22 protein-coding genes are annotated in these 23,226 nt (G+C 70.3%); 10 read left to right on the forward strand and 12 right to left on the reverse strand.

What is annotated here, in order from left to right; genetic code table 11:
• The first annotated feature begins 133 nt into the window (after nucleotides 1-133).
• Nucleotides 134-619 (forward strand): Lrp/AsnC family transcriptional regulator, encoded by a 486-nt coding sequence (locus tag FHR82_RS40075; RefSeq protein WP_184815877.1) that lies wholly within the window; start codon nucleotides 134-136, stop codon nucleotides 617-619.
• Between the two features lie 36 nt (nucleotides 620-655).
• Here the strand turns inward: FHR82_RS40075 and greA are convergent, their stop codons facing one another.
• Entirely contained in the window at nucleotides 656-1,153 is a 498-nt protein-coding gene (greA, locus tag FHR82_RS40080) for a transcription elongation factor GreA (protein ID WP_184815878.1), read from the reverse strand.
• Nucleotides 1,154-1,330: 177 nt separating this feature from the next.
• Nucleotides 1,331-1,771 carry a DUF4307 domain-containing protein gene (locus FHR82_RS40085; protein ID WP_184815879.1) on the reverse strand — a complete coding sequence of 147 codons (441 nt, stop codon included), beginning with the start codon at nucleotides 1,769-1,771 and terminating at the stop codon, nucleotides 1,331-1,333.
• A 140-nt stretch (nucleotides 1,772-1,911) separates the two neighbouring features.
• Between FHR82_RS40085 and mca the strand changes: the two genes are divergently transcribed.
• Together mca and FHR82_RS40095 are read left to right on the forward strand one after the other, a co-directional pair.
• Entirely contained in the window at nucleotides 1,912-2,793 is an 882-nt protein-coding gene (gene mca / locus FHR82_RS40090) for a mycothiol conjugate amidase Mca (protein WP_184815880.1), read from the forward strand.
• On the forward strand, nucleotides 2,790-3,194 hold the full coding sequence (locus tag FHR82_RS40095) for a hypothetical protein (RefSeq protein WP_184816168.1): 405 nt from the start codon (nucleotides 2,790-2,792) through the stop codon (nucleotides 3,192-3,194). Before mca ends, FHR82_RS40095 begins: the two co-directional genes overlap by 4 nt.
• A 32-nt stretch (nucleotides 3,195-3,226) precedes the next feature.
• Here the strand turns inward: FHR82_RS40095 and FHR82_RS40100 are convergent, their stop codons facing one another.
• The 3 genes from FHR82_RS40100 to FHR82_RS40110 are packed head-to-tail and all read right to left on the reverse strand — an operon-like array spanning nucleotide 3,227 to nucleotide 6,260.
• A complete protein-coding gene (locus tag FHR82_RS40100; protein ID WP_184815881.1) occupies nucleotides 3,227-3,883 on the reverse strand; it encodes a response regulator in 657 nt (218 codons plus the stop codon).
• Nucleotides 3,880-4,800, reverse strand: coding sequence for a sensor histidine kinase (locus FHR82_RS40105; RefSeq protein WP_184815882.1), 921 nt, complete (start codon nucleotides 4,798-4,800; stop codon nucleotides 3,880-3,882). The genes FHR82_RS40100 and FHR82_RS40105 overlap by 4 nt, the downstream gene beginning before the upstream one ends.
• Entirely contained in the window at nucleotides 4,797-6,260 is a 1,464-nt protein-coding gene (locus FHR82_RS40110; protein WP_184815883.1) for a serine hydrolase domain-containing protein, read from the reverse strand. Before FHR82_RS40110 ends, FHR82_RS40105 begins: the two co-directional genes overlap by 4 nt.
• Nucleotides 6,261-6,732: 472 nt before the next feature.
• Between FHR82_RS40110 and FHR82_RS40115 the strand changes: the two genes are divergently transcribed.
• Both FHR82_RS40115 and abmR read left to right on the forward strand, forming a co-directional pair.
• Nucleotides 6,733-8,739: a thioredoxin domain-containing protein gene (locus tag FHR82_RS40115; protein ID WP_184815884.1), complete on the forward strand. Its 2,007-nt coding sequence runs from the start codon at nucleotides 6,733-6,735 to the stop codon at nucleotides 8,737-8,739.
• Nucleotides 8,740-8,855: 116 nt separating this feature from the next.
• Complete coding sequence (abmR, locus tag FHR82_RS40120) at nucleotides 8,856-9,458, forward strand: ATP-binding transcription factor AbmR (protein ID WP_184815885.1); 603 nt, start codon at nucleotides 8,856-8,858, stop codon at nucleotides 9,456-9,458.
• On the opposite strand, the gene FHR82_RS40125 is transcribed toward abmR, so the two are convergent.
• The gene (locus tag FHR82_RS40125) at nucleotides 9,432-10,580 is read right to left on the reverse strand and encodes an MFS transporter (RefSeq protein ID WP_225943994.1); all 1,149 of its coding nucleotides are present in this window, start codon (nucleotides 10,578-10,580) and stop codon (nucleotides 9,432-9,434) included. The two genes, abmR and FHR82_RS40125, sit on opposite strands and share 27 nt — an antisense overlap.
• 73 nt (nucleotides 10,581-10,653) lie before the next feature.
• Between FHR82_RS40125 and FHR82_RS40130 the strand changes: the two genes are divergently transcribed.
• Nucleotides 10,654-11,505, forward strand: coding sequence for a LysR family transcriptional regulator (locus FHR82_RS40130; protein ID WP_184815887.1), 852 nt, complete (start codon nucleotides 10,654-10,656; stop codon nucleotides 11,503-11,505).
• A 14-nt stretch (nucleotides 11,506-11,519) separates the two neighbouring features.
• Here the strand turns inward: FHR82_RS40130 and FHR82_RS40135 are convergent, their stop codons facing one another.
• From FHR82_RS40135 to FHR82_RS40145, 3 genes are all read right to left on the reverse strand, one after another.
• Nucleotides 11,520-12,050 carry a pyridoxamine 5'-phosphate oxidase family protein gene (locus FHR82_RS40135; RefSeq protein WP_184815888.1) on the reverse strand — a complete coding sequence of 177 codons (531 nt, stop codon included), beginning with the start codon at nucleotides 12,048-12,050 and terminating at the stop codon, nucleotides 11,520-11,522.
• Nucleotides 12,051-12,092: 42 nt separating this feature from the next.
• Complete coding sequence (gene trhA, locus FHR82_RS40140; protein WP_260418187.1) at nucleotides 12,093-12,719, reverse strand: PAQR family membrane homeostasis protein TrhA; 627 nt, start codon at nucleotides 12,717-12,719, stop codon at nucleotides 12,093-12,095.
• A gap of 103 nt (nucleotides 12,720-12,822) precedes the next feature.
• Nucleotides 12,823-13,260: a CoA-binding protein gene (locus FHR82_RS40145; protein ID WP_184815889.1), complete on the reverse strand. Its 438-nt coding sequence runs from the start codon at nucleotides 13,258-13,260 to the stop codon at nucleotides 12,823-12,825.
• Nucleotides 13,261-13,308: 48 nt separating this feature from the next.
• Here FHR82_RS40145 and FHR82_RS40150 point away from each other — a divergent pair, with 48 nt between their 5' ends.
• The 3 genes from FHR82_RS40150 to FHR82_RS40160 all read left to right on the forward strand — a co-directional run bounded on the left by FHR82_RS40150 (nucleotide 13,309) and on the right by FHR82_RS40160 (nucleotide 16,937).
• The gene (locus tag FHR82_RS40150) at nucleotides 13,309-14,100 is read left to right on the forward strand and encodes an isoprenyl transferase (RefSeq protein ID WP_184815890.1); all 792 of its coding nucleotides are present in this window, start codon (nucleotides 13,309-13,311) and stop codon (nucleotides 14,098-14,100) included.
• Between the two features lie 831 nt (nucleotides 14,101-14,931).
• A complete protein-coding gene (gene phoH2 / locus FHR82_RS40155) occupies nucleotides 14,932-16,182 on the forward strand; it encodes an RNA 5'-3' helicase PhoH2 (RefSeq protein WP_376706488.1) in 1,251 nt (416 codons plus the stop codon).
• Nucleotides 16,183-16,256: 74 nt separating this feature from the next.
• Nucleotides 16,257-16,937, forward strand: a complete 681-nt coding sequence (locus tag FHR82_RS40160) for a DUF998 domain-containing protein (RefSeq protein WP_184815891.1) — start codon at nucleotides 16,257-16,259, stop codon at nucleotides 16,935-16,937.
• A gap of 729 nt (nucleotides 16,938-17,666) precedes the next feature.
• Here the strand turns inward: FHR82_RS40160 and FHR82_RS40165 are convergent.
• Nucleotides 17,667-19,139, reverse strand: coding sequence for a GuaB1 family IMP dehydrogenase-related protein (locus FHR82_RS40165; RefSeq protein WP_184815892.1), 1,473 nt, complete (start codon nucleotides 19,137-19,139; stop codon nucleotides 17,667-17,669).
• Between the two features lie 13 nt (nucleotides 19,140-19,152).
• Complete coding sequence (locus FHR82_RS40170; RefSeq protein WP_184815893.1) at nucleotides 19,153-20,664, reverse strand: ATP-dependent DNA ligase; 1,512 nt, start codon at nucleotides 20,662-20,664, stop codon at nucleotides 19,153-19,155.
• 129 nt (nucleotides 20,665-20,793) lie between these two features.
• Between FHR82_RS40170 and FHR82_RS40175 the strand changes: the two genes are divergently transcribed.
• Complete coding sequence (locus FHR82_RS40175; protein ID WP_184815894.1) at nucleotides 20,794-21,813, forward strand: MerR family transcriptional regulator; 1,020 nt, start codon at nucleotides 20,794-20,796, stop codon at nucleotides 21,811-21,813.
• Here the strand turns inward: FHR82_RS40175 and pdxR are convergent.
• Nucleotides 21,800-23,200 (reverse strand): MocR-like pyridoxine biosynthesis transcription factor PdxR, encoded by a 1,401-nt coding sequence (gene pdxR / locus FHR82_RS40180; RefSeq protein ID WP_184815895.1) that lies wholly within the window; start codon nucleotides 23,198-23,200, stop codon nucleotides 21,800-21,802. The two genes, FHR82_RS40175 and pdxR, sit on opposite strands and share 14 nt — an antisense overlap.
• Nucleotides 23,201-23,226: the final 26 nt, after the last annotated feature.

Consider the following 23,226-nt stretch of genomic DNA (forward strand, 5'->3'; position numbering starts at 1 on the left):
TGCTGCTGCGGTAACCGCAGCTTGTTCGCGCCGGGCAGTTTGCGCAACAGTGGTCCGATTCTCTGGACAATCTGCATACTTGTCGGCAAGGGTTGGCGGGCAAGTTGAGCAGTATGCGCAGGGAGAGAGCACGATGGGAGAAATCGACCGGCTCGACGCGAGGTTGCTGCTCCTGCTCACCGACGAGCCCAGGCTCGGCGTACTGGAGTGCTCGCGTCGCCTCGGGGTCGCGCGGGGCACCGTGCAGGCGCGGATGGAGCGGCTGGAACAGCGGGGCGTGCTGACGGGCTTCCCGCCGGAGGTCGGCCTGGCCGCGATGGGCTACGTCCTGACGGCGTTCGCGGTGCTGGAGATCGCGCAGGGCAAGCGGGCCGAGGTGACGGAGCGGCTGCGCGCGATCGACGAGGTCTGCGAGGTCCACGCGACGACCGGCGAGGGCGATCTCCTGGTGCGCATGGTGGCGACGTCGAACGCGGACCTGCAGCGCGTGATCGACGAGGTGGTGGACGTCAGGTGGGTGAGCAGGACGTCGACGTCGATCGCGTTGTCGACGCCGATCCCGTCGCGGGTGCGGCCGTTGCTGGAGAAGGTGGCCGCGAACGACGAAGGGCCCGGGTGACGACACCCAGGCCCTTCGAAGACGTTCAGCGCGAGATCAGCCGGCGTACGGGACGGCCTTGACGAGGGTCACCTTCTGGGTGGACCCGTTCGGCAGCTCGTAGGAGCGGGTCTCGCCCTCCTTGGCGCCGAGAAGAGCCTTCCCCAGGGGTGACTCCGGCGAGTACACCTCCAGCTCTCCTTCCGCACCCTCCTCGCGAGTGGCGAGCAGGAACTTCTCGTCCTCGTCGTCGCCCTCGTACCGGATGGTGAGCACCTTGCCGGGCTCGGCCAGACCGTCGTTCCGGGGCGCTTCGCCGACCTTGGCGTTGCGCAGCAGCTCCTGCAGGTGGCGGATCCGCGCCTCTTTCTGCCCCTGCTCCTCACGGGCCGCGTGGTACCCGCCGTTCTCCTTGAGGTCACCCTCTTCGCGGCTCGTGTTGATCTTCTCGGCGAGAACCGGGCGATTCGCGATCAGCTCGTCGAGCTCCTGCTTGAGCCGACCGTAGGCCTCCTGGGTCAGCCAGGTCACCTGGGTGTCGCTCACGGTCACCAACTCCTCATGAATACTTCCGGATCCCGGGGATTCGGGGCGGTAGTCCCGGGTGGGCGGCGGACACCCGGAATGGAAAAACACGGCCCGCCAAGGGGGCCGTGCAGGTACGCCACAATACCACGGATGCCGCTGCAGGCTTGTCCGTTATGTCCGATTGGCCGTGGGAGTTGGTCTAGTTCACCCTGATGGCGGCATGTGCGTGGACAGATAGGCCGGTACCTGATAGGAGCACCCGAAAACATCGGCGGTGACCGGTTCGCCCCTGCTCGTGACAACCGTGGAGACGGTCGTGGTGCCCGCACCAGGCGGGATGTACACCTCCTTGCGACCACCTTCGCTGCCGTCGAGCACCCGTACGCGCACGATGCACACCGCGGGCCGCCCGGGCGTGTCCCTGGTGACGTCGAACGTCATCTTCATGCGGTCGTCCGGCAGGTTCGAAAAGGTGGTGGTCTGCGTTTCGATGGCGGCGGACCCGATGTTCTGGTAGCCGATCCAGGCCACCACGCCGCCCACGACCAGCGCGATCGCGCCGATGACCCAATAGCTCCGCTTCGAGGCGCGCCGCGGCTTCGTGCCGTAGCGGTCCTCGAGCATCGTGCTACCGGGGGCGGTCATCCTCAGACCTCCGCGACAAAATGTCGGTCCCGGCGGGAACAATGCACCCCGCCGGAGTGGTTCGTATGTCCGAGCCGAGTATGAGCGCCCCGCCGACGGCGGGTGACTCCGGGGGACGTTCAGGGAGGAACCGAAGGGTCATGGCTGAGAAGCTGCGTCTGATGACGGTGCACGCACACCCCGACGACGAGTCGAGCAAGGGCGCCGCCACGTTGATCAAGTACGGCGTCGACGGGCACGAGGTCATGGTCGTGACCTGCACGGGCGGTGAGCGGGGCGACATCCTCAACCCCGCCATGGAGCGGCCGGACGTGCTCGAGAACATGACCGAGTACCGGCGCAAGGAGATGGCCCGCGCGGCCGAGATCCTGGGCGTCGAGCACCGCTGGCTGGGTTTCGTCGACTCCGGGCTGCCGGAGGGCGACCCGAAGCCGCCGCTGCCGGAGGGCTGCTTCGCGCTGGTGCCGCTCGAGGAGTCCGTGCCGCCGCTGGTGAAGCTCATGCGTGAGTTCAAGCCGCACGTCGTCATCACCTACGACGAGAACGGCGGCTACCCGCACCCGGACCACATCCGCTGCCACGAGGTGTCGGTCGCGGCGTTCGACGCGGCGGGCGACCCGGACCTCCACCCGGAGGCGGGCGAGCCGTGGACGCCGCTGAAGCTGTACTACTCGCACGGCTTCTCGCGGAAGCGGATGCAGCTCCTCCACGACGCGCTGCTGGAACGCGGCATGGAGTCGCCGTACGCCGAGTGGCTGGAGAAATGGGACGAAACCCGCGGTGATGTCACCGACCGGGTGACGACGCGTGTCGAGTGTGGGGAATACTTCGAGAAGAGGGACGCCGCGCTGCTCGCCCACGCGACGCAGATCGACCCCAACAGCCGCTGGTTCTTCGTGCCGCTCGAGGTCCAGCGGGAGGTCTGGCCGTACGAGGAGTACGAGCTGGTGCGGTCCCTGGTGGACACCACGCTGCCTGAGGACGACCTGTTCTCGGGGATTACGGAGAAGGTAAGCGCATGACTTCAGGTTCCGGCCCATCGTTCTTCGGGCCGGACTCGGTTTACCAGCAGGCCGACTGGCAGGCGACCACCGAGGTCGTCGCCCAGCCCTCCGAGCCGAACGAGCCGGGTGGGCGGGGCGAGGACTTCGGCAAGTCGTCGCCCGTCGGCCTGCTGGTGCTGCTGCTGTTCTTCATCGCGGTCGCGTTCCTGGTCCGCTCGATGACCAAGCACCTCAAGCGGGTGCCGGAGTCGTTCGACAAGGAGCCCGGCGACACCAAGGACGGCCACGCCAAGGACGGCGACACCAAGGACGGCGACACCAAGGACGGCGACACCAAGGACGGCGACACCGCCGAAGCCGACGCGGAGCCGAAGCCCGATCAGGTCGCCGAGGCACCCGCCGACGACAAGAGGAGCTAGCGCCTGGTGGCCCTGGGTCGGGACCCACACTCTCAAATCCGGGGAGGCGGGCTGGCCATCCCCGCCTCGTACGCGGTGATGGCCGCCTGGACGCGGTTCTGCACGTCCAGGTTCCGCAGGATCGACGTCAGGTGGGCCTTCACGGTCCCCTCCGCGAGGTGCAGCTCCCGCCCGATCTCCTGGTTCGACAGCCCGCGCCCGACGAGCGCGAGCACGTCCCGCTCCCGCGGCGTGAGCGAGCTGACCTTCTTCCGCGCGGTGGCCGGCCTGGTCAGCTCGTTCGTGCGCAACCCGGCGATGACCCGGTGCGCGACCCTCGGTGACAGGTAGGCGGCCCCGTCGGCCACCGCACGCACCGCGATCAGCAGCTCCCGGGGGTCGGCTGCCTTGAGCAGGAACCCGCTGGCCCCGTCGGCGAGGGCCCTGGCGACGTAGGCGTCCTCGTCGAACGTCGTCAGCATCACGACCGGCACCACCCCGGCCAGCTCCGCCGCGGCGGCGAGCCCGTCGAGCCGCGGCATGCGGATGTCCATGAGCACGACGTCGGGCCGGTGGGCGTGGGCGAGTTCGACGGCCTCGCGCCCGTCGGCCGCCTCCGCGACCACCGTGATGCCGGGGTCGGTGGCGAGCACGGCCGTGAGCCCGGCACGGATCATGGCCTCGTCGTCGGCGAGCAGGACACGGATCACGTGAGCGGCACCTCGGCGGTCAGGTCGAAGCGGCCGTCGCCGAGGGTGGTGTCGAGACGGCCGCCGAGCAGCCGAAGCCGTTCCCGCAGCCCGACGAGCCCACTGCCGGCCAGTCCTGGCGGCCCGTCGGCCGTGTTCGACACGATGAGCCGGGCGACCCGGTCCCGCACCGCGAGCGTGATGGTGACGGGCGCCCCTGGCGCGTGCCGGGCGGCGTTGGTGAGCGCCTCCCGGACAACGCGGCGGACGGCCTGGTCGACGAGGTCGGGCAGGGGTGCGAACTCCTCGACGTGCACGGTCATGCCTGCGGCACGGGCTCGTTCGACGGTGTCGGCGACGGGTGGCGCGTCGTCCCGGTCGCGCAGCATCGCGATGGTCTGCCGGAGCCGGTCGGTGGCCGAGACGGCGAGCGCCCGCAGCTCACCGGCGGTGCGCTGGTGCGTGACTCGGAGATCGGGCGACAACTCCATCGCCCCGGCCCGCAGGGCGATGAGCGCGAGCTCGTGCCCGAGCGAGTCGTGCAGGTCGGCGGCGACCCGGCCGCGTTCGGCGAGCCGAGCCCGCTCGGCGACGTGCTCCTGCTCGCGCTCCAGCTGGCGCACCCGCTCCCGCTCGGTCTCGACGAGGAGCGCCTGCTGCCGCCGGTACCGCCCGGCAAGCCACGGCAGCACCACGACGACGCCGAGGAGCAGCAACGTGGAAAAACCTTCGGGGAAGCTCACGCGGACGACGACCCCGCCCCCGCCGAGGACCGCGACGCCACCGAGGATCCGCCAGGCGTACCGCTCTTCGACACGGCGTCCGTGCAGGTAGGCGAGGACGCCGAGCAGGAGGTAGGCGGCGGCCCGCCAGACGGGCATGCTTTCGACGTCCAGCCCGCCGACCAGCCCGAGGACGGCGAGCACCCCGAGGCTCACGAGGCCGACCTTAACCGCACGACCCGCGCGACGAAGACCGCGAGCCCGGACACGGCCGCGGCACCGAGCACCACGGTCAACGGCAACGCGAAGTAGAACAGCTGCGCCCACAACACCGCGCGTCCGGCGCTGATGAACGAGACGACCTGCGGGTAGAGGACGAACAGCAGCGCGGGCACCAGACAAGGCACCAACCGCAGGCAGATCCACCCCCAGCGCCGAAGTTGTCCACAGCCCACCGAGTTATCCACAGCTGAGCCCTGCCCCATGGCGTTCACCCCCACCACCTGATAGACTGGCAAGGCGGGACGCCCCCGGGACAGGGTGGGGGTCGGGGTGTTTGCGGTCGTGATCTTCATGCGGCGGGTTGCCCACCTGTTTGCCCTGGTCACGCCTAGTGTGCCCAGTGTCAGCGCCGCCACGCCGATCGCCGCCAGCACCCACTCGAACAGTTGTCTCGAGCCGCCCGGTGTCCCCGGGGCCTCGCCTCTCGTGAGCGCCACCAGCCCGGCCAGGATGTCGCCCGTCTCGTCGGTCAGGCCCGCCCCGTTGGTCATCACCGCGTACCCGTGACCCGTCGCCGGGTCGATGGCCTGCATCGCGTTGTACGTCCACAGGTTCCCGCTGTGCACCAGCAGCCCGTTCTCGCCGGGCGACCAGCCCATGCCGTACTCGTCCACCTCCGACGGCTCGTGCATCGCCGTCAGCATCGAGCCGGGGAACGGGCCGTGGCCGTTCTGCGCCACGAGCCACCTGCCCATGTCGGCCGCTGTCGTCACGACCGCGCCGGAACCGTTCACCTCGGGCCCGCCGTCCAGTTCCGGCCGCGAGAACCACAGGCCGAACAGCGAGTTGTAGCCGTCCGCCGCCGGTCCGCCGACCGTGGAGTCACGCATGTCCAGCGGCTCGAACACCGCCTCCCGCACGTACTCGTCGAACGGCAGGCCCGACACGACCTCCACGAGCCGTGCCGCCAGGTCGTAGTTCGCGTTGCTGTACGACCAGGCCGTGCCGGGCGGCGCCGCCAGGGTCGCGTCGAAGAGGTCCGCGTACTCGGCGAGCGTCCGCGCCGACTCCAGCTCGCCGATGTTCACCGATGGGTCCGCGAGCCCGGACGTCTGGTTCAGCAGCTGCCGCACGGTCACCCCGCCGGGCACGTTCGGCAGCCGCACCGGGTCGTCCAGGCCGAGCCGCCCGTCCTCGACGAGCGTCATGACCGCCGCCGAGGTGAACGACTTGCTCACCGACGCCACCCGCATCGGCGTGTCCGCGGTGACCGGCCGCCCGGTCGAGTCGTGCCCGGCACCGGTCGCGTGCACGACCCGGTCGCCGTGGGTGACGGCCACGGACACGCCGGGCAGCCCCGTGTCGTCCAGGGCCTGGGCGAGAAAGTTGTCGATCGACGTCGGCGCCGGTGCGGGCGAAACCGCCAACACCAGCCCGACCACCAGTGACCTCATGCCGCCGACGGTACGAACCCGCAGGTCAGCGCCGGATCCGCCATTCGTCCACAGCCACCCCTGACGATCGTCGGGGGTGGCGCCGAGTTATCCACAGGCAAGATCGACACCGTCACCCCGTTGACCGTCAACCACGCCAGCCGCGACCCCCGCGTACGCAGGCGTCACCCCGCCCGGCGCGGCCCCACACGTGGCCGTCATCGCGACGACCCTGATGCCGTTGGCGAGCAAGGAGAGCGGGGGCCCCGGAACACGCGCGGCCCGTCCCGCTGCTCCTTGTCCTCGGCGATCCCGAACCGCGTGTTCGGTTGCGCCGCACGGACTTCCGCCATGGTTGTTGCGCACGTTCGCGAGCGCGGGGTCCATGCGGCGGGCATGGACGAGACGGCGGCACGGCCACTGCCCTGATCGCACCAATCGGCGCCCGACGGGGCGCGCGGCGGCACCGGCAGGCAAGTGGCAGGCTGGTGGTATGGCGAACCGGCTGGCACACGCGACGAGCCCGTACCTGCTGCAGCACGCGGACAACCCGGTCGACTGGTGGCCGTGGTCACCGGAGGCGTTCGCCGAGGCCAGGCGCAGGGACGTGCCGATCCTGCTGTCGGTCGGGTACGCCGCCTGCCACTGGTGCCACGTGATGGCGCACGAGTCGTTCGAGGACCAGGAAGTCGCCGCGGTCATGAACGAGCGGTTCGTGAACATCAAGGTGGACCGGGAGGAACGGCCGGACGTGGACGCGGTGTACATGACCGCGACGCAGGCCATGACCGGGCAGGGCGGCTGGCCCATGACGTGCTTCCTCACCCCGGACGGCGAGCCGTTCCACTGCGGCACCTACTACCCGCCAGGGCCGCGGCCCGGCATGCCGTCGTTCCGGCAGCTGCTCGGCGCGGTCGACGAGGCGTGGCGGACCCGCGACGCGGAGGTGCGGGACGCGGGCGGCCGGATCGTCGCCGAGCTGCGCAAGCAGACCGCTGTGCTGCCGTCGTCCACTGTGGACGAGGAGGTGCTGGCGTCGTCGGCCGCCGCGATGCTCGCCGAGTACGACCGCCGCAACGGCGGGTTCGGTTCGTCGCCGAAGTTCCCGCCGTCGATGGTGCTGGAGTTCCTGCTGCGCCACCACGAACGCACCGGTTCCGTGGAGGCGCTGTCCATTGTGGAGGGTACGGCGAAGGCGATGGCCGCCGGCGGCATCTACGACCAGCTCGACGGCGGCTTCGCCCGGTACAGCGTCGATGCGGGCTGGGTGGTGCCGCACTTCGAGAAGATGTTGTACGACAACGGTTTGCTGCTGCGCCTGTACACCAGGCTCGCGTTGCGCACCGGGCACGTCCGGTACCGCGTGGTCGCGCAGCAGACCGCGGACTTCCTGCTGCACCGCCTGCGCACCGACGCGGGCGGGTTCGCGGCGTCGCTGGACGCGGACACCGACGGCGTCGAGGGCCTGACCTACGCGTGGACCCCGGCGCAGCTGACCGAGGTGCTGGGCGCCGAGGACGGCTCGTGGGCGGCGGACCTGTTCGGGGTCACGGCCGAGGGCACGTTCGAGCACGGCACGTCGACGCTGCGGCTGCTGTCGGCGCCGGACGACGACGAACGCTTCCACGAGGTGTGCCGCAAGCTCCTCGAGGCCCGGCTGGAACGTCCGCAGCCGGCACGCGACGACAAGGTGATCACCGCGTGGAACGGCCTGGCGATCGGCGCGCTGGCCGCTGCGGGCATCGCGTTCGACGTGCCGAGGTGGCTGTCGGCGGCGGTGGCCGCGGCCGAGTTCGTGACGACGGCCCACCTGGTGGACGGCAGGCTGCGCCGCGCATCCCGCGACGGCGTCGTCGGCGACGCGGCCGGCGTGCTGGAGGACTACGGCTGCCTCGCCGAGGGCCTGCTGACCCTGCACCAGGCGACGGCCGACCAGCGCTGGCTGACCGCGGCGACCTCGCTGCTGGACACGGCACTGGCGCACTTCGCGGATCCGGAGTCCCCCGGCGCCTACCACGACACGGCCGACGACGCGGACGCGCTGGTGTGGCGCCCTGCCGACCCGAGCGACAACGCGAGCCCGTCGGGTGCGTCCGCGCTGGCGGGCGCACTGCTGACCGCGTCCTCGCTGGTGGGCCCGGAAGACGCGGCCCGCTACCGCACGGCGGCCGAGGACGCGGTGTCGCGGGCGGGCCAGCTGGCGTCGAGGGCGCCCCGTTTCGCCGGCCACTGGCTGAGCGTCGCCGAAGCGATGGCGAAGGGCCCGCTGCAGATCGCGATCGTCGGCCCGGTGGACGACGCCTGCCGCGCCGCCCTGCGGGAGACCGCGCTGCACCACGCCCCGGGCGGCTCGGTCGTCCTCGCCGGGGAACCGGACGAGACCCCGCTGCTGGCCGACCGCCCCCTGGTGGACGGCAACGCGGCGGCGTACGTCTGCCACGGTTACGTCTGTGACCGCCCGGTGACCGCTGTAGCCGACCTGGCCGCGGCCCTGGCCTGAGCTTCCTCTCTACCGAGTCGGCGGGTTCCGTCCGCCGACAGTGAACCTGTGCCCACTCTCAGCACGCCTTCCGTAACCTCGGTATCGGTGTAATCATGTAAACAAGGAGGTGCGACATGGGACCGAGAGGACACCGCTGGGGTCCGGGGCGCGGCTGGGGCGGTCCTGGTGGCCGGGGTAGCGGCCGGGGCGGCTGGCAGCAGGCCGACCTGCCGTCGGCGGACGACGCGTCCGCCTGGTTCTCCGGCAGGCTGCCGGACCGCTGGTTCACCGAGTCGCCCGTCGTGGTCGTCGACCGGGAAGAGATCACCGTGGTCGGCACGCTGCCGCCACTGGAGGGCGAGTTCGCCGACGACGCGGCCCGCGCGGCCGCCGAGTCCGGCCGCATCAGCAGGTTCCGCGAGGACACCCGCGAGGAGCGCATCGAGATCGCGCGCCAGGCCGAGCACCGCTACGGCCGCAAGGTCGCGTGGGGCGCGAAGCTCGGCAGCACGGAGGAACTGTTCACGACCCTGTCCGTGCCGGTGATGACCCGGCTGCGGCAGGAGGAGCGGCTCGTGCTCGACATCCTGGTGGACGCGGGCGTCGCGCGATCCCGGTCCGAGGCCCTGGCCTGGGCGGTCCGCCTCGTCGGCGAACACGCGGACGAGTGGCTGTCAGAACTGCGCGAGGCGATGTCGAAGGTCGACGACCTACGCGCGAAGGGCCCGGAGCTGTAGCCCGACCCCGGTCAGCACGACCAGGATCACCAGGCAGAACGCGGTCAGCCCGGTGGTGAGCGACACCCACCGGGCGGCCGCGCCGAGCCCGAGGACCGGCAGGGTCAGCCCGACGTACCCGGCGAGGAAGATGCCCGCCGCCGCCTCACCACGCGCGGTCGGCTCGGCCATCCGGGCCGCCGATCCCATGGCGCCCTTGAACAACAGGCCCGCGCCCGCCCCGGCGAGCGCCCCGGCCACGACGAACAACACGAGCGATCCGGCGACCCCGGCGAGCAGCAGCGCCACCACACCGGCCACGAGCGCGGCGACCCCGGCGGTGAGCTGCCTGCCGAGGTCCAGCCGCCCGGACCAGAGCTGTGCGAGCACTCCGGCGAGGAACACGACCGCGGTCACCGCCCCGGCCAGCGCGGCCGACGTGGTGCCGACGCTCGCGGAGAGGATCTTCGGCGTCAGCGACGTGAACAGCCCGAACAGGGCGAACGCGGTGAACGCCCCGGCCGCGGTCACGGCGTAGCGCCGCCGGTGTGGCCGCGGCACGGACACCCGCTGTGGCCGGTAGCGCCGCGATGTCGCGGTCACGGTTTCGGGCACCAGCCCGATCGCCAGTGCGCTCGACACCAGCAGCACGAGGAAGACGACGTACACGGTGGTCAGCGGCCCGCTGACGTACTGCGCGAGGAACCCGGACACCAGCGGCCCGAGCCCGAGCCCGCCGAGGTTCGCGGCGGTGGCGACGTGCCCGGCCCGCCGCGTGCCGGGCGCCAGCTCGGCGAGGTGCGCGGTGGCGGTCGCGGTGATGAGCCCGATGCCGAACCCGCAGACGACCCGGGCGACGATCAGCAGCGGCAGCGCGTGCCCGGAGAGGAACAGTGTTGCGGAGAGCACTTCGAGCAGCACGCCCGGCAGCAGCACCCGGCGGCGGCCGACCCAGTCGGACACGTGCCCGGCGAGGAAGAGGCTGATCAGCACGCCGATCGCGTAGGCGGAGAACGCGACGGTGACCATCGAGGTGGGGAACCCGTCGACGGCCTGGTAGAGCGGCCAGAGCGGCGTCGGCACGGTGGAGAACGCCATCGCGACGAGGAACGTGGCCGCGACGATCCAGAACCCGGATTTCATGCCTCCAGCGTGTGCTCGCGGAGCCATCCTGAAAAGCGATGATTTCCGATGATTACCATCTAGAATTGAGATGGTGGAGCTGAGACAGCTGGAGTGCTTCCTGGCGGTGGTCGACGAGGGCACGTTCACGGCGGCCGCGGCCCGGCTGCGGGTGGTGCAGTCGGCGGTGAGCAGCACGATCAAGGCGCTGGAGCGGTCGCTGGGCGTGTCCCTGTTCGACCGCGGCCCGGGCCGCCCGGCACTGACCGACGCAGGCCACCGCCTGGTCCCCGAGGCCCGCCGCATGCTCGACCTGGCGGCGACCGCGGCCGAGGCCGTCCGGACCGAGCTGACGGGTGAGCTGCGTGTGGGCGTCATGTCGTCGGTGGGCCCGGTCGACCTGCCCGGGGTGCTGGCGCGCTATCGGGCGGTCCATCCTCGGGTCAGGGTCCACGTGAAGGTGATGCCGAGGGGCTCGGCGGACCTGTCCGGGGCACTGCGGACCGGACGCCTGGACGTCGCGTTCATCTCGGCCCCGGCCACCCCGGACCTGGCACTGACGCTGATCGCCCGCGACCCGATGTTCCTGCTGTTCCCGCCCGGCCACCCACTGGCCGACGCGCCACTGTCCCTGGCCGACCTGGCACACGAGACGTGGATCGACGGCCCGGAAGGCTTCGGAAACCGCACGATCGTGGACGCCGCGTTCACCGCGGCCGGCTTCACGAGGGAGGTCGCCCTGGAGGTGGCGGACTCGAGCTGGGTCCCGGGCTTCGTCGCGGCCGGTCTGGGGATCGGCTTCGTACCAACGGGAATCGCGATCCCCGAGACCGTCCACAAGCGACAACTGGCGGAGCTGCGCTGGCCCCTTTACGTGGCCACCACGAAAGACCGCGCCGACCGCCCGTCAGTGCGGGCGTTCACGGAACTGGTCAGGGCCGGCTAGCGAGGGCGGGCGCCTCAGTGCGCGAACTCCCAGCGAGTCGCCCCGTGCGGGTCGGCACTGGCCACCCCGAACGCGGTGTGCAGGACGAGGCGGTGCAGGTGCCACGGCGGCGGCCCGGCACTGGGCGCGGTGAAGGGCGCGGTCAGGGCGTCGCCCTCAACCGTGGCTGGCCAGCCCCCTCCCCGGTAGGCAGCGGCCACCAGCTCGAGCGTCTCGGAGTCGGTGACCCGGAACGCCTCGCCTTCGAGCACGAGATCGATACCCCGCAACCGGGTCGACACGGTGCAGGCGGGGTTCTTCTCGAGGTTCCGCGCCCGCCGGGTACCGGGCCCACTGACGAAGTGCAGCGCGTCATCCACCCAGACGGCCCCCACCCCAGCGGAATGCGGCCGCCCGTCAGGCCGCACGGTCCCGACGAAGAACGTGAGGTCGACGTTGGCCGAATCGGCGACAAGGATGTCCCGCGGCCTGCTCCAGGGCAGTGCAGCGGACCCGTACTGATCGAGACTGGTGGAGGAGATGGGCTCGTTCGTGGTGTGAGTCATGCCAACGCGTCGAACGACCCCAACCGGAATCGACACCCGGTTTTACGGATACATGGCGAGCCAGATCGCGATGTAGTGCGACGCCGCGGCGAGGACGGTCGCCGCGTGGAAGAACTCGTGGTGGCCGAAGATCGTGGGCCACGGGTTGGGCCAGCGGGTCGCGTAGAAGACCGCGCCCAGCGTGTAGAACGCGCCGCCGACCAGCAGGAGCACCAGTGCCGCCACGCCCGCGTGTGCCAGCAGCTCCGGCAGCACGAAGACCGCCACGTAGCCGAGCGCGATGTAGATCGGTGTGCCGAGCCAGCGGGGCGCGTGCGGCCAGAGCATCTTCAGCGCCACGCCGAGCACCGCGCCGCCCCACACGACGCCCAGCACGATGTAGCCCGTGGGCTGGGGCATCGCCAGCAGGGAGAACGGCGTGTACGTGCCCGCGATGAAGATGAAGATCATCGAGTGGTCGAGGCGTTTCATCCACGCGCGTACGCGCAGGCTCACCCACCACCGCCGGTGGTACAGCGCGCTCACGCCGAACAGGCCGAGCACGGTCACGCCGTAGACCGACGTGGCGACCGCCGCGGTGGCGGACACGGTGGATGCCGACACCGAGATCAGGGTGGCGCCCAGCACCAGGGACACCCAGAACGACCAGTAGTGGATGACGCCCCGCATGCGGGGCTTCACATGCTTGGCTGGAGGCTGGTTCATCGTCGTGGCTGGCACACAACCCAGGTTACGGGACCGTAGGTAGACCTTCAGAACGCTGTGAAACGGCTCACGACCAACCCACGACCTCGCGGTGCTCGACCGCGAGGCAGCGGTCCATGACCACGTCCAGGCCGCCGTCGGCGGCGATCACGGCGGCTTCCGGGGAGATCACGCCGAGTTGCAGCCACAGCGCGCCAGCGCCGACGTCCACCGCGTCCTTCGCGATCCCCGGCGCGTGCTCCGGGCGGCGGAACACGTCCACGACGTCGATGTGCTCCGGCACGTCCGCGAGCGAGGAGTACGCGGTCAGGCCCTGCCACGACGTCAGCGCCGGGTTCACCGGGAACACCGTCAGGCCTGCGCTCACCAGGTACCTGGCGATGCCGAAGCTGGGGCGTGCGGGGTTGGCGCTGAGCCCCACGACGGCCACGGTGCGTGACTCGTGCACGAGTCGTTCGATCACCGCGAGGTCCTGCCAGCGCTCGTCGATCTCGGTTCGCCGCATGCTTCCAGTGTGCTCCACCCACAGCGGACCGGCGTACTCTGCGGGGACGTGACACCAGCCTGGCGGAGATTCCGCAAGAAAGCGGCGAAGCTCGTCTACGGCCTCTACGACAAGCGTCTGTCCCAGCAGGCCGCGGGCCGCCATCCGCGGCATGTCGGGGTCGTGCTCGACGGCAACAGACGATGGGCGCGGGAGGCCGGCTTCACCGACGTGAAGCACGGGCACATCGCGGGCGCGAACCGCATCGCCGACCTGCTCGGCTGGTGCGTCGAGGCCGAGGTCGAGCTGGTCACCCTGTGGCTGCTGTCGACCGACAACGTCCTGCGGCCCGAGGCGGAACTGAAGCCGTTGTTGCAGGTCATCGAGGGTGTGGCCGACGAGCTGGCCGAGCCGGGCCGCAACTGGCGGCTGCGCGTCATCGGCGCGCTGGACGTGCTCCCGGAGGAGACCGCGTCCCGCCTGTCCGCCGCCGCGCGACGGACCGAGGACCGCACCGGCATGGAGGTCAACATCGCGGTCGGCTACGGCGGCCGTCGCGAGATCGCCGACGCCGTGCGCAAGCTGCTGCAGAGCCACGCCGAGTCCGGGAAGACCATCGAGGAGCTGGTCGAGGTCCTGGACGTTGACCACATCGCCGAGCACCTGTACACGTCCGGGCAGCCGGACCCCGACCTGGTGATCAGGACGTCCGGGGAACAGCGGCTGTCCGGATTCCTGCTGTGGCAGTCGGCGCACTCGGAGTTCTGGTTCTGCGAGGCGTACTGGCCGGACTTCCGGCGCACCGACTTCCTGCGTGCGTTGCGCGACTACGCCATTCGCCATCGACGCTTCGGCTCATAACACAACAACGCGGGCTCCGGAAAACCGGGGTCCGCGTTGTTGATTGCCGCGGAAATGGGCACCGACCACGAGGGAGGCGGCACCGCAGCACGTCACGCTGCTCGGCCGGGCTCGCGCTGGCGACCGCCGGGGCGAGCATCGAGAGGCCGACACGCTCCATCTCCTTCAACATCAGGGGTATCGGGAAACGTCACGGGTCCGTTTCTTTGCACTCCGTCGGGCATGAAGCAATCGACGTTCCGCCGTTCGCCTTGTCAATACTCCATCGTGCGACAAAGCTCCGAAATATTCACTATTTCTGGGTTTGAAGTCATTGCTTCTCGATCACTGCGTGATCAAGTCCTCTCGTCTTTTCGCAGGTAGACGGCATGTGGCCGCCAGGTGTCGCCCAGTTGACGGATGATCCGAACTGGCAAGTTGATCACTCCGGGTAGTCGGGTCGGTGCGCGCAAGCGGCATTAGCGTGGATCTGGTGTCTCGGTCACGAAACGAAAATCACCTGCGTGGCTGCCTGTCCGAGAAGCCGATCCACGGGTAGCGTCCAAAGTGACGGGTCGTGCCCACGCGGTCCGTCCCGGGAGGCCCTGGTCGTGACGGCAACGATCGCGAGGGGGCCGGCACCCGGCCCTCGTGGGCGGTGCGGCTGACGCTTCGGCGCAGACGGATCGCCTGCTCAGGGAGGTGCCTGGCCCTTCGAGGAACACGCGGACGTCGGTGCGCGTTCGCCGAGGAGTTGCCGTGACTGCTTCGCATTCCTCTTCTCCCGATCCTGGCGACCAGCGCCGGACGTACGTGTTGGACACCTCTGTCCTGCTGTCGGACCCATGGGCGATGTCCCGATTCGACGAGCACGCGGTTGTCCTGCCGCTGGTGGTCATCAACGAGTTGGAGGGCAAACGTCATCACCCGGAGCTTGGCTGGTTCGCCAGAGAGGCCCTTCGGATACTGGATGACCTGCGGAAACGCCACGGGCGACTCGACGCGCCCGTCCCGGTGGGCACGGCAGGCGGCACGCTGCACGTCGAGCTGAACCACTCCGACCCGGCGGTCCTGCCGTCCGGGTTCCGCACCGACACGAACGACTCCCGGATCCTCGCGTGCGCGCTCAACATGGCCGCGCACACGCAGGGGGTCGCGCTCATCACCAAGGACATGCCGCTGCGGATCAAGGCGGCGTCGGTGGGCCTGGACGTCGACGAGTACCGCGCGCACGAGGTCACGCCGTCCGGGTGGACCGGCATGGTGGACCTCGACGTCGCGGCGGAGACGCTGGACGTGCTCTACCGCGAGGGCACCGCCGAGCTGTCCGACTTCGGCGTCACGTCCCCGGTCGACTTCCCGACGAACACGGGTCTGCGGCTGCTGTCCGGGTCGCAGAGCGCGCTGGGCCGGGTCACCAACAACAAGCAGGTGCAGCTGGTCCGCGGCGACCGGGAGGCGTTCGGCCTGCACGGCCGCTCCGCGGAGCAGCGGATCGCGCTGGACCTGCTGCTCGACCCGGAGGTCGGCATCATCTCGCTCGGCGGCCGCGCGGGCACCGGCAAGTCGGCGCTCGCGCTGTGCGCGGGCCTCGAGGCGGTGATGGAGCGCAACCTGCACCGCAAGGTCGTGGTGTTCCGTCCGGTGTACGCGGTCGGTGGCCAGGACCTCGGTTACCTGCCGGGTTCCGAGACCGAGAAGATGCAGCCATGGGCGCAGGCGGTGTTCGACACCCTCGGCGCGCTCGTCAGCCAGCCCGTGATCGACGAGGTGCTCGACCGCGGGATGCTCGAGGTACTGCCGCTGACCCACATCCGCGGCCGCTCCCTTCACGACTCGTTCGTCATCGTCGACGAGGCGCAGTCACTGGAACGCAACGTGCTCCTGACCGTGTTGTCGCGACTCGGTTCCGGCTCGCGGGTGGTGCTCACGCACGACGTCGCCCAGCGCGACAACCTGCGCGTCGGCCGGTACGACGGCGTGGCGGCGGTGATCGAGAAACTCAAGGGTCATCCGCTGTTCGCGCACGTGACGTTGACGAGGTCCGAACGGTCGCCGATCGCCGCGCTGGTGACGGAGATGCTGGAGGACCACGGGGCATAGGTAGGGGTAACCCCCGGTCTGATTCGGGAGTTTCCCTGATGGTTTGACGGTCGTCGGAACGAGACCGTTGAGCCATGGCAAACCTGGCTCTCACCTCCCGTTCGCTGCCGGTCCGCGGCGTGGTCCTCACCGCGCCGCGGCCGGCGCCCGTCGGTGTCTTCCTTGGTGTGGCCGGGCTGGTTTTCGCCGGACTGCTGATGGGCGGCCTCAACGTTGTCGCCGCCAACCACATGAACCCCCTGAACACGACGATGTCCGACTACGTGTTCGTCCCGGGCGCGGGCTGGATGTTCCCGGCCGCCCTGCTGGCGATGTGCGTCGCGGGCGCCGGTGTCGGCATTGGACTGTCGGCTCGCGGACTGCTGAGCGGGGTGCTGCCGAAACTGACGCTCGGCCTGGCGATGCTGGCTTTGGTGCTGGCAGCGGCGTTCGAGACGGACCTGGGTGACCAGTCGGTGACGCTGTCCGCACAGATCCACCGCTACGCGGCCGGAGTCGTGTTCTTCTGCGTACCGATCACGGCGGTACTGGTGGCACGACGGATGGCCGGGCGACGCGCGCTCTACCTGGGTGCCGCGGTCGCGACGGTGCTGTTGGCACTGTTCCTGACCTGCCACCTCGGCCCGATGCCGGACGCACTGGGCGAGCTGAGCGGCTTGCTGCAGCGGCTGCTGTTCGTGGCGGAGCTGGCGGTGCTGGGGCAGTTGGTGTGGGTCGCGTCCCGCGCGCCGGTCGAGTACGCACTGGCCGCATGACCGCCGACACGGTCTCGCGGACTCGCCGGACCGATTGAACGGTCCATTCAATCGACCCGGGGGTCCCCCGTTCTTCAACACTACCGGAGGGCACCGACATTTCCGGCCCACTCAGGTCGGGAACGTCGGAACACCGTCCGATGGTGTGATCTCCGATTGAAAGTCCCATTCAATCGCCCAGGGGGACCCCTGATTTCACGGTACCATCGGCCACCGATGTTTTTGGCTCTGTTGAGCCGTTGTGGGGCGATGTGTGCCTGATCGTGTGGTCACCGATTGAATGGACCGTTCAATCGGCACGGGGGTCCCCGTACTTTCATGGTAGCGGCGAGCACCGACAATTTCCGCTCGTGTGGGCCTTGTCGTCGGAAACATTGCTCGATGGTGTGTACTCCGATTGAAAGGTCCTTTCAATCGGTCAGCGGGGGTCGTTCGCATCACTCGGTGATCGGTCAGTTGGGGGTTCGTGGGTGGTCATGACGTCCGTTCGCGGAACCAAGTGCGGTCGTCAGGCTTACCCCGGCGGTCCTGTGTGACCAGATCAGACAGTTGTGGGATGCGCAGTGGTTGAGGATGCGTTCTCACGGCTGATCTCCAGCCACTCGGTAGCGAAACCGTTGATGTGCGTTGGTCTCGACGCCGAAGGACTGGATTCTGCCAGGCCACTCGGCAGGTTTCCTCGCCCGTGGCTTCCACCACCAGCGGTGGTCGGGTGGCGGACTTCGTCGGCTACCAGCCGCGGGGCAGAGGTGCGCCTTCCGCGAAACCCGACGCGGACTGGATGCCGATCATCGCCTTCGCGTGGAACTCCTCCAGCGTGGTGGCGCCGGTGTAGGTGCAGGCCGAGCGGACGCCCGAACAGATGGCGTCCAGCAGGTCCTCCACACTCGGCGCCGCCGGGTTCAGCTTCATCCGCGACGTCGAGATGCCTTCCTCGAACAGCGCCTTGCGGGCACGGTCGAACGCGCTGTCGCCGCGGGTGCGGGCCGTCACCGCGCGTTTCGACGCCATGCCGAAGCTCTCCTTGTACGGCTGACCCTGCTCGTCGCGCAGCAGGTCACCCGGGGACTCGTACGTGCCTGCGAACCACGAACCCACCATCACGCTCGACGCGCCCGCCGCCAGCGCCAGCGCCACGTCACGCGGGTGCCGGACACCGCCGTCCGCCCACACGCGTGCGCCCAGTTCGCGTGCCGCCCGCGCACACTCCAACACCGCCGAGAACTGGGGGCGACCAACGCCGGTCATCATGCGGGTCGTGCACATGGCGCCGGGGCCGACGCCGACCTTGACCACGTCCGCGCCCGCCTCCACCAGGTCACGCACGCCCTCCGCGGTGACCACGTTGCCCGCCACCACGGCGACCCCGCCGTCCCCGAGCTGCTGGGCACTCCTGCCCGCCGCGTCCACGACGGCACGCACCGCCTTCAGCGCGGAGATCATCTTCTCCTGGTGGCCGTGCGCGGTGTCGACGACGAGCGTGTCCACCTCACTGTCCAGCAACGCCTGCGCCTTGCCGGACACGTCGCCGTTCACACCGACAGCCGCCGCCACCCGCAAACGGCCCCGCGCGTCCAGTGCCGGCCGGTACAGCTCGGCCCGCAGCGCACTCACGCCGGTCAGCACACCCGCCAGCCTGCCCTGCTCGTCGACGCCCAACGCGATCCCGGCGGTGCGGCCGTGCAGCCGGTCGAACACCTCCCGGGGTGTGGCACTGATCGGCATCGTCAGCACCTCGGGGTCCGCGACCTCGCTCAGCCGGGTGAAGCGGTCCACACCCGCGCACGCCGCCTCGTCGACCACACCCACCGGGCGGGCCTCCTCGTCGACGATCACCACCGCGCCGTGGGCACGCTTCGGCAGCAGGTTCATCGCGTCCGCGACCGCGTCGCCCGGGGTCAGCACCAGCGGCGTGTCCCACACGGGGTGCCGCGACTTGACCCACGCCACGATGTCGCCGACCGCCGCCGTGTCCACGTCCTGCGGCAGCACGACCAGCCCACCACGCCGTGCCATGGTCTCCGCCATCCGCCTGCCCGCGACGGCCGTCATGTTCGCGACGACCACCGGCATGGTGGCCCCGGTGCCGTCCGACGTGGACAGGTCCACGTCGAACCGTGACGCCACCGCCGAGCGGTTCGGCATCAGGAAGACGTCGTCGTAGGTCAGGTCGAACGGAGGGGTGTCCGAGTAGAAGCGCACGCCCTGAGCGTACTTACGCACCTCCCTCCGGCAGCATCGCGCGCACGGTGTCGATCGTGTCGGCCTCCGGTGGCTCCTTGTCCGGGCGGTACCGGACCACGCGCGCGAACCGCAGCGCGACGCCGCCGTCGTACCGCGAGCTGACCTGCACCCCGTCGAGCGCGATCTCCACCACCAGGTGCGGCTTCAGGTACACCGTCCAGTCGTCCCTGTGGTCCTCGTACTTCGGGAACTCGCTGGTCTGCCACGCCAGCAGCTCGTCGGTGAGGCCCTTGAACGTCTTCCCGACCATGACCGGCGGGCCGCCGTCCGGGTCGCGGGCGCCCAGGTGCAGGTTCGACAGGCTGCCCGTGCGCCGCCCATGACCCCACTCCGCGGCCAGCACGACCAGGTCGAGCGTGTGGACCGGCTTGACCTTCCGCCACGACTTGCCGCGCCTGCCCGCCTGGTAGACCGAGTCCAGCGTCTTGACCACCACACCCTCGTGCCCGTGCCGCAGCGCGTCGGCCAGCACGCCGTCGGCCTCCTCCTGCGACGGCTCCAGCACACCCGGGATCACCAGGTCGCCGACCGCCTTGTGGAGCGCGACGTTGCGCTCCCGCAGCGGCGCGTCGATCAGGTCGGTGCCGTCGAGGTGGACGCAGTCGAAGAAGTACGGGTGCAGCAGCAGCTCCGTCTCGGTGGTCGCACCGAAACGGCTCATGGTCTCCTGGAACGGCCGTGGCCTGCCGTCGTCGGTGAGTGCCAGCGTCTCGCCGTCCAGCACGACCTGCCGCGCGGGCAGGTTCCGCACCAGCTCCACCAGCTCGGGCACCGCGGCCGTGATCTCCCGCAGCGTGCGCGTGTACACGTGGACGTCGTCGCCGTCCTTGTGCACCTGGATGCGGGCGCCGTCGAGCTTGTACTCGACCACGCACGGGCCGCCCGCGAGCGCCTCCTCGAGGTTCTCGGCGGGTGAGGCCAGCATGGGCCGGATCGGACGGCCGAGCTGGAGCCCGAACGTGTCCAGGGCCGCCGCGCCGCCGGTGAGCGCGGCCGCGGCGGTGTCGGGTAACTGCCCGGAGAGCATGAACGCCCGCCGGACGGTCCCTTTGTCGACCTCGGCCGCCTTCGCGATGGCGTCGAGCATGATGCCCTCGAGCGCGCCCTGCCGGAGCTCGCCGGTGAGCAGGCGCAAGAGGAAGTCCTGTTCGTCCTTGGTGGCGGTGCCGAACAGGGCGCTCAGTAACTCGGCCCGCCTGGTCGTGGAGCCTTTCCCGCTGGTCTCGGCCACTTCGTCGAAGGTGCGGTCGACCTCGGCGACCGTGAGTGCAGGCTGGTCGGCGGGGGTCTCACGCAGTTTGACCAACGTCCGCCAGCCCGCGCCGATACGGCCCTGCAGCGGCGTCCCGGCCAGGAACGCGACGACGGCGCGGACCTGGTCACCGGCACGGCGCAGCAGGTCGGCCAGGGCGTCCACCTTGGCCAACCGGGATCGGGTCGCGGAGACCACCGATGAGGTGGCAACCACGTCGTTCAGCAACACGTCAGCCATCATGCACCGCGGCACCGACAATTTCCGGGGAGCGGATCCGGCCTGTGGACAACCGGGCCGCGCGTTGACCTTGACCAAGGGGCAAGGCGCAGGCTGGCGACGTCCAAACGAGGAGGGGTCGTGGAGCTGCTCACCATCGGCGAGTTCGCCAGGGCGTCCCGTCTGTCCGCCAAGGCCTTGCGGCTCTACGACGAGCTCGGGCTGCTGCGGCCCGCCGTCGTCGACCCGTTCAACGGGTACCGGCGGTACTCGCCCGACCAGCTGGAGACCGCGCGCGTCGTGGCCTGGCTGCGCCGGATCGGGATGCCGCTCGCCGAGATCCGGGCCGTGGTCGCCATGCCGGGGGACCAGGCCGCGGAGGCCGTCGCGGGGTACTGGCGGCAGGTCGAGGCCGACACCGACGACAAGCGCCAGCTCGCGGCCGTCCTCGTCGAGTATCTGTCCGGGAAGGGCGTTGCCGTGTCCACATCTCTTGCTGTCAAGTACGCCGTACGCACCGATCGCGGCCTGGTCCGGTCCGCCAACCAGGACTTCGCGTTCGCCGGGGAGAAGGTCTTCGCCGTCGCCGACGGGTTCGGGCACCACGGGACCCGGGCCTCCCGGGCCGCGGTCGAAGCCGTGCGGCAGGTCGCGGTCGGCGACCTCCTCAACGCCATGGACGACGCCGCGCGGAGCGCGAGCGAGGCCGTGCAAGGGCTCGACGACAGCGGCACCACGCTCACGGCCCTCATCTGGGAGGGGTCACAGCTCGGGCTCGTCCACATCGGTGACTCGCGCGCCTACCTCCTGCGCGACGGCGAGCTCTTCCAGATCACGCACGACGACACGGTCGTCCAGTCCATGGTGGACGAGGGGAAGCTGATGCCGGAAGAGGTCGCTTCGCACCCGCGGCGGGCCATCCTGCTCAAGGCGCTCACCGGTGGTGTGAGCCCCGGCGTGCAGGTGCGGGACGTCCAGGCGGGGGACCGCTACCTGCTCTCGTCCGACGGGTTGCACACCGTGCTGGACCTCGGCACCATCCGGCGCGTGCTCGCCGACGAGGAACCGCAGGAGGCCGTCGACCGGCTGGTGCGGCTCGCCAACGAGGCGGGCGGGCCCGACAACATCAGCTGCGTCGTCGCTCACCTCATCGCACAGTGACCGCGATTTCCCTTACTGCTTCCCGTAATCGATCGGGTGAGGTGGCGGCGTACCCGATCACCAGTCCGGGGTACGTGCCCAACTGCGTGTAGCTGGAAAGGGCGGGTGCGTGGATGCCCGCATCATCCAATCGTTGCGACACAACGGAATCGTCGGTCCCCGCAGGTAGCCTGAGCACAACATGAAGGCCGGCTGCGACGCCGACCGGTTGCCACGCGGGCAAGTGCTCGGCCACCGCCGTCAACAACGCATCTCGACGGCGGCGGTAGGCGGCACGTGTGCGGCGCAGATGGCGGTCGTAACCACCGCCACGCAGCAGCCTCGCGAACGCGGCCTGAGGGAGAGGAGAACAACCGAGGTCAGTCAATTGCTTGCGGGACACGATGTTCGCGCGCAACGCGGCGGGCAGCACCAGCCAGCCGAGTCGCAGAGCGGGTGCGAGCGTCTTGCTCACGCTTCCCAGGTACGCCACGTGGTTCGGGTCCATGGCCTGCATCGCGCGTAGCGCGGGGCGGTCGTAGCGGTGTTCGGCGTCGTAGTCGTCCTCGATGATCACGCCGTCGTGCTCGCGAGCCCAGGCCAGCAGCGCGTGCCTGCGTGCCGGGTGGAGCGTCGTGCCGAGCGGGAACTGGTGTGCGGCCGTTACCACGACCGCCCGGACCGAGGCGTGGACAGAGGCGTGGACAGACGATGGCAGCGCGGACACCACCAGTCCGTCGCGGTCCACCGGCACCGGGACCGGGCGCAGGCCGTGCTCGCGCAGCAGGTTCGCCTGCCCGGGGTGGCCGGGGTCCTCCATGCCGATCGCGTCGTGGCCATGAGTGCGCAGCACGGCCGTGAGCATCGACAGGGCCTCCGCGCCGCCGTGGGTGATCACCACGTCGTCCGCGGTCGCGGTGACCGCGCGGACCCGGCCCAGGTACGCGGCCAGTTCCGTGCGCAGCTCCGGCAGACCTGCCGGGTCGGGGTAGCCCAGCGCCTCGTCCGGTAGCTCGGCCAGGGCGGCGCGGGTGGCCGCCACCCACTCGGCGCGGGGGAACTCGCTCAGCGCGGGCAGGCCTGGACGCAGGTCGTAGCGCCACTGCCTGGCCGTGGGCGCCGGGGGTGGGGCCGGCGCAGGCGCGGCCAGCGTGGCCGCGACCGCTGTGCCCGAGCCACGCTTGGCGGTCAGGTAGCCCTCGGCCGTGAGCTGGCCGTACGCGGCGGTCACGGTGCCGCGAGCCACGCCGAGCTGGGCGGCGAGGTCGCGGCTCGACGGGAGGCGCAGGCCGGGCGCGAGCTGTCCGTCGCGGATGGCCCCGCGCAGGGCGGACTCGACGGCGCGGCCCCGGCCGGACGTGCCGTCGGGGAGCAGCAGTTCCCGCAAAGTGGTCCAGTTAGCACTCATCGAAGTGGAGCTTACGTATGTACCAA

This window comes from Actinophytocola algeriensis, from assembly GCF_014203735.1.
GTDB lineage: Bacteria > Actinomycetota > Actinomycetes > Mycobacteriales > Pseudonocardiaceae > Actinophytocola > Actinophytocola algeriensis.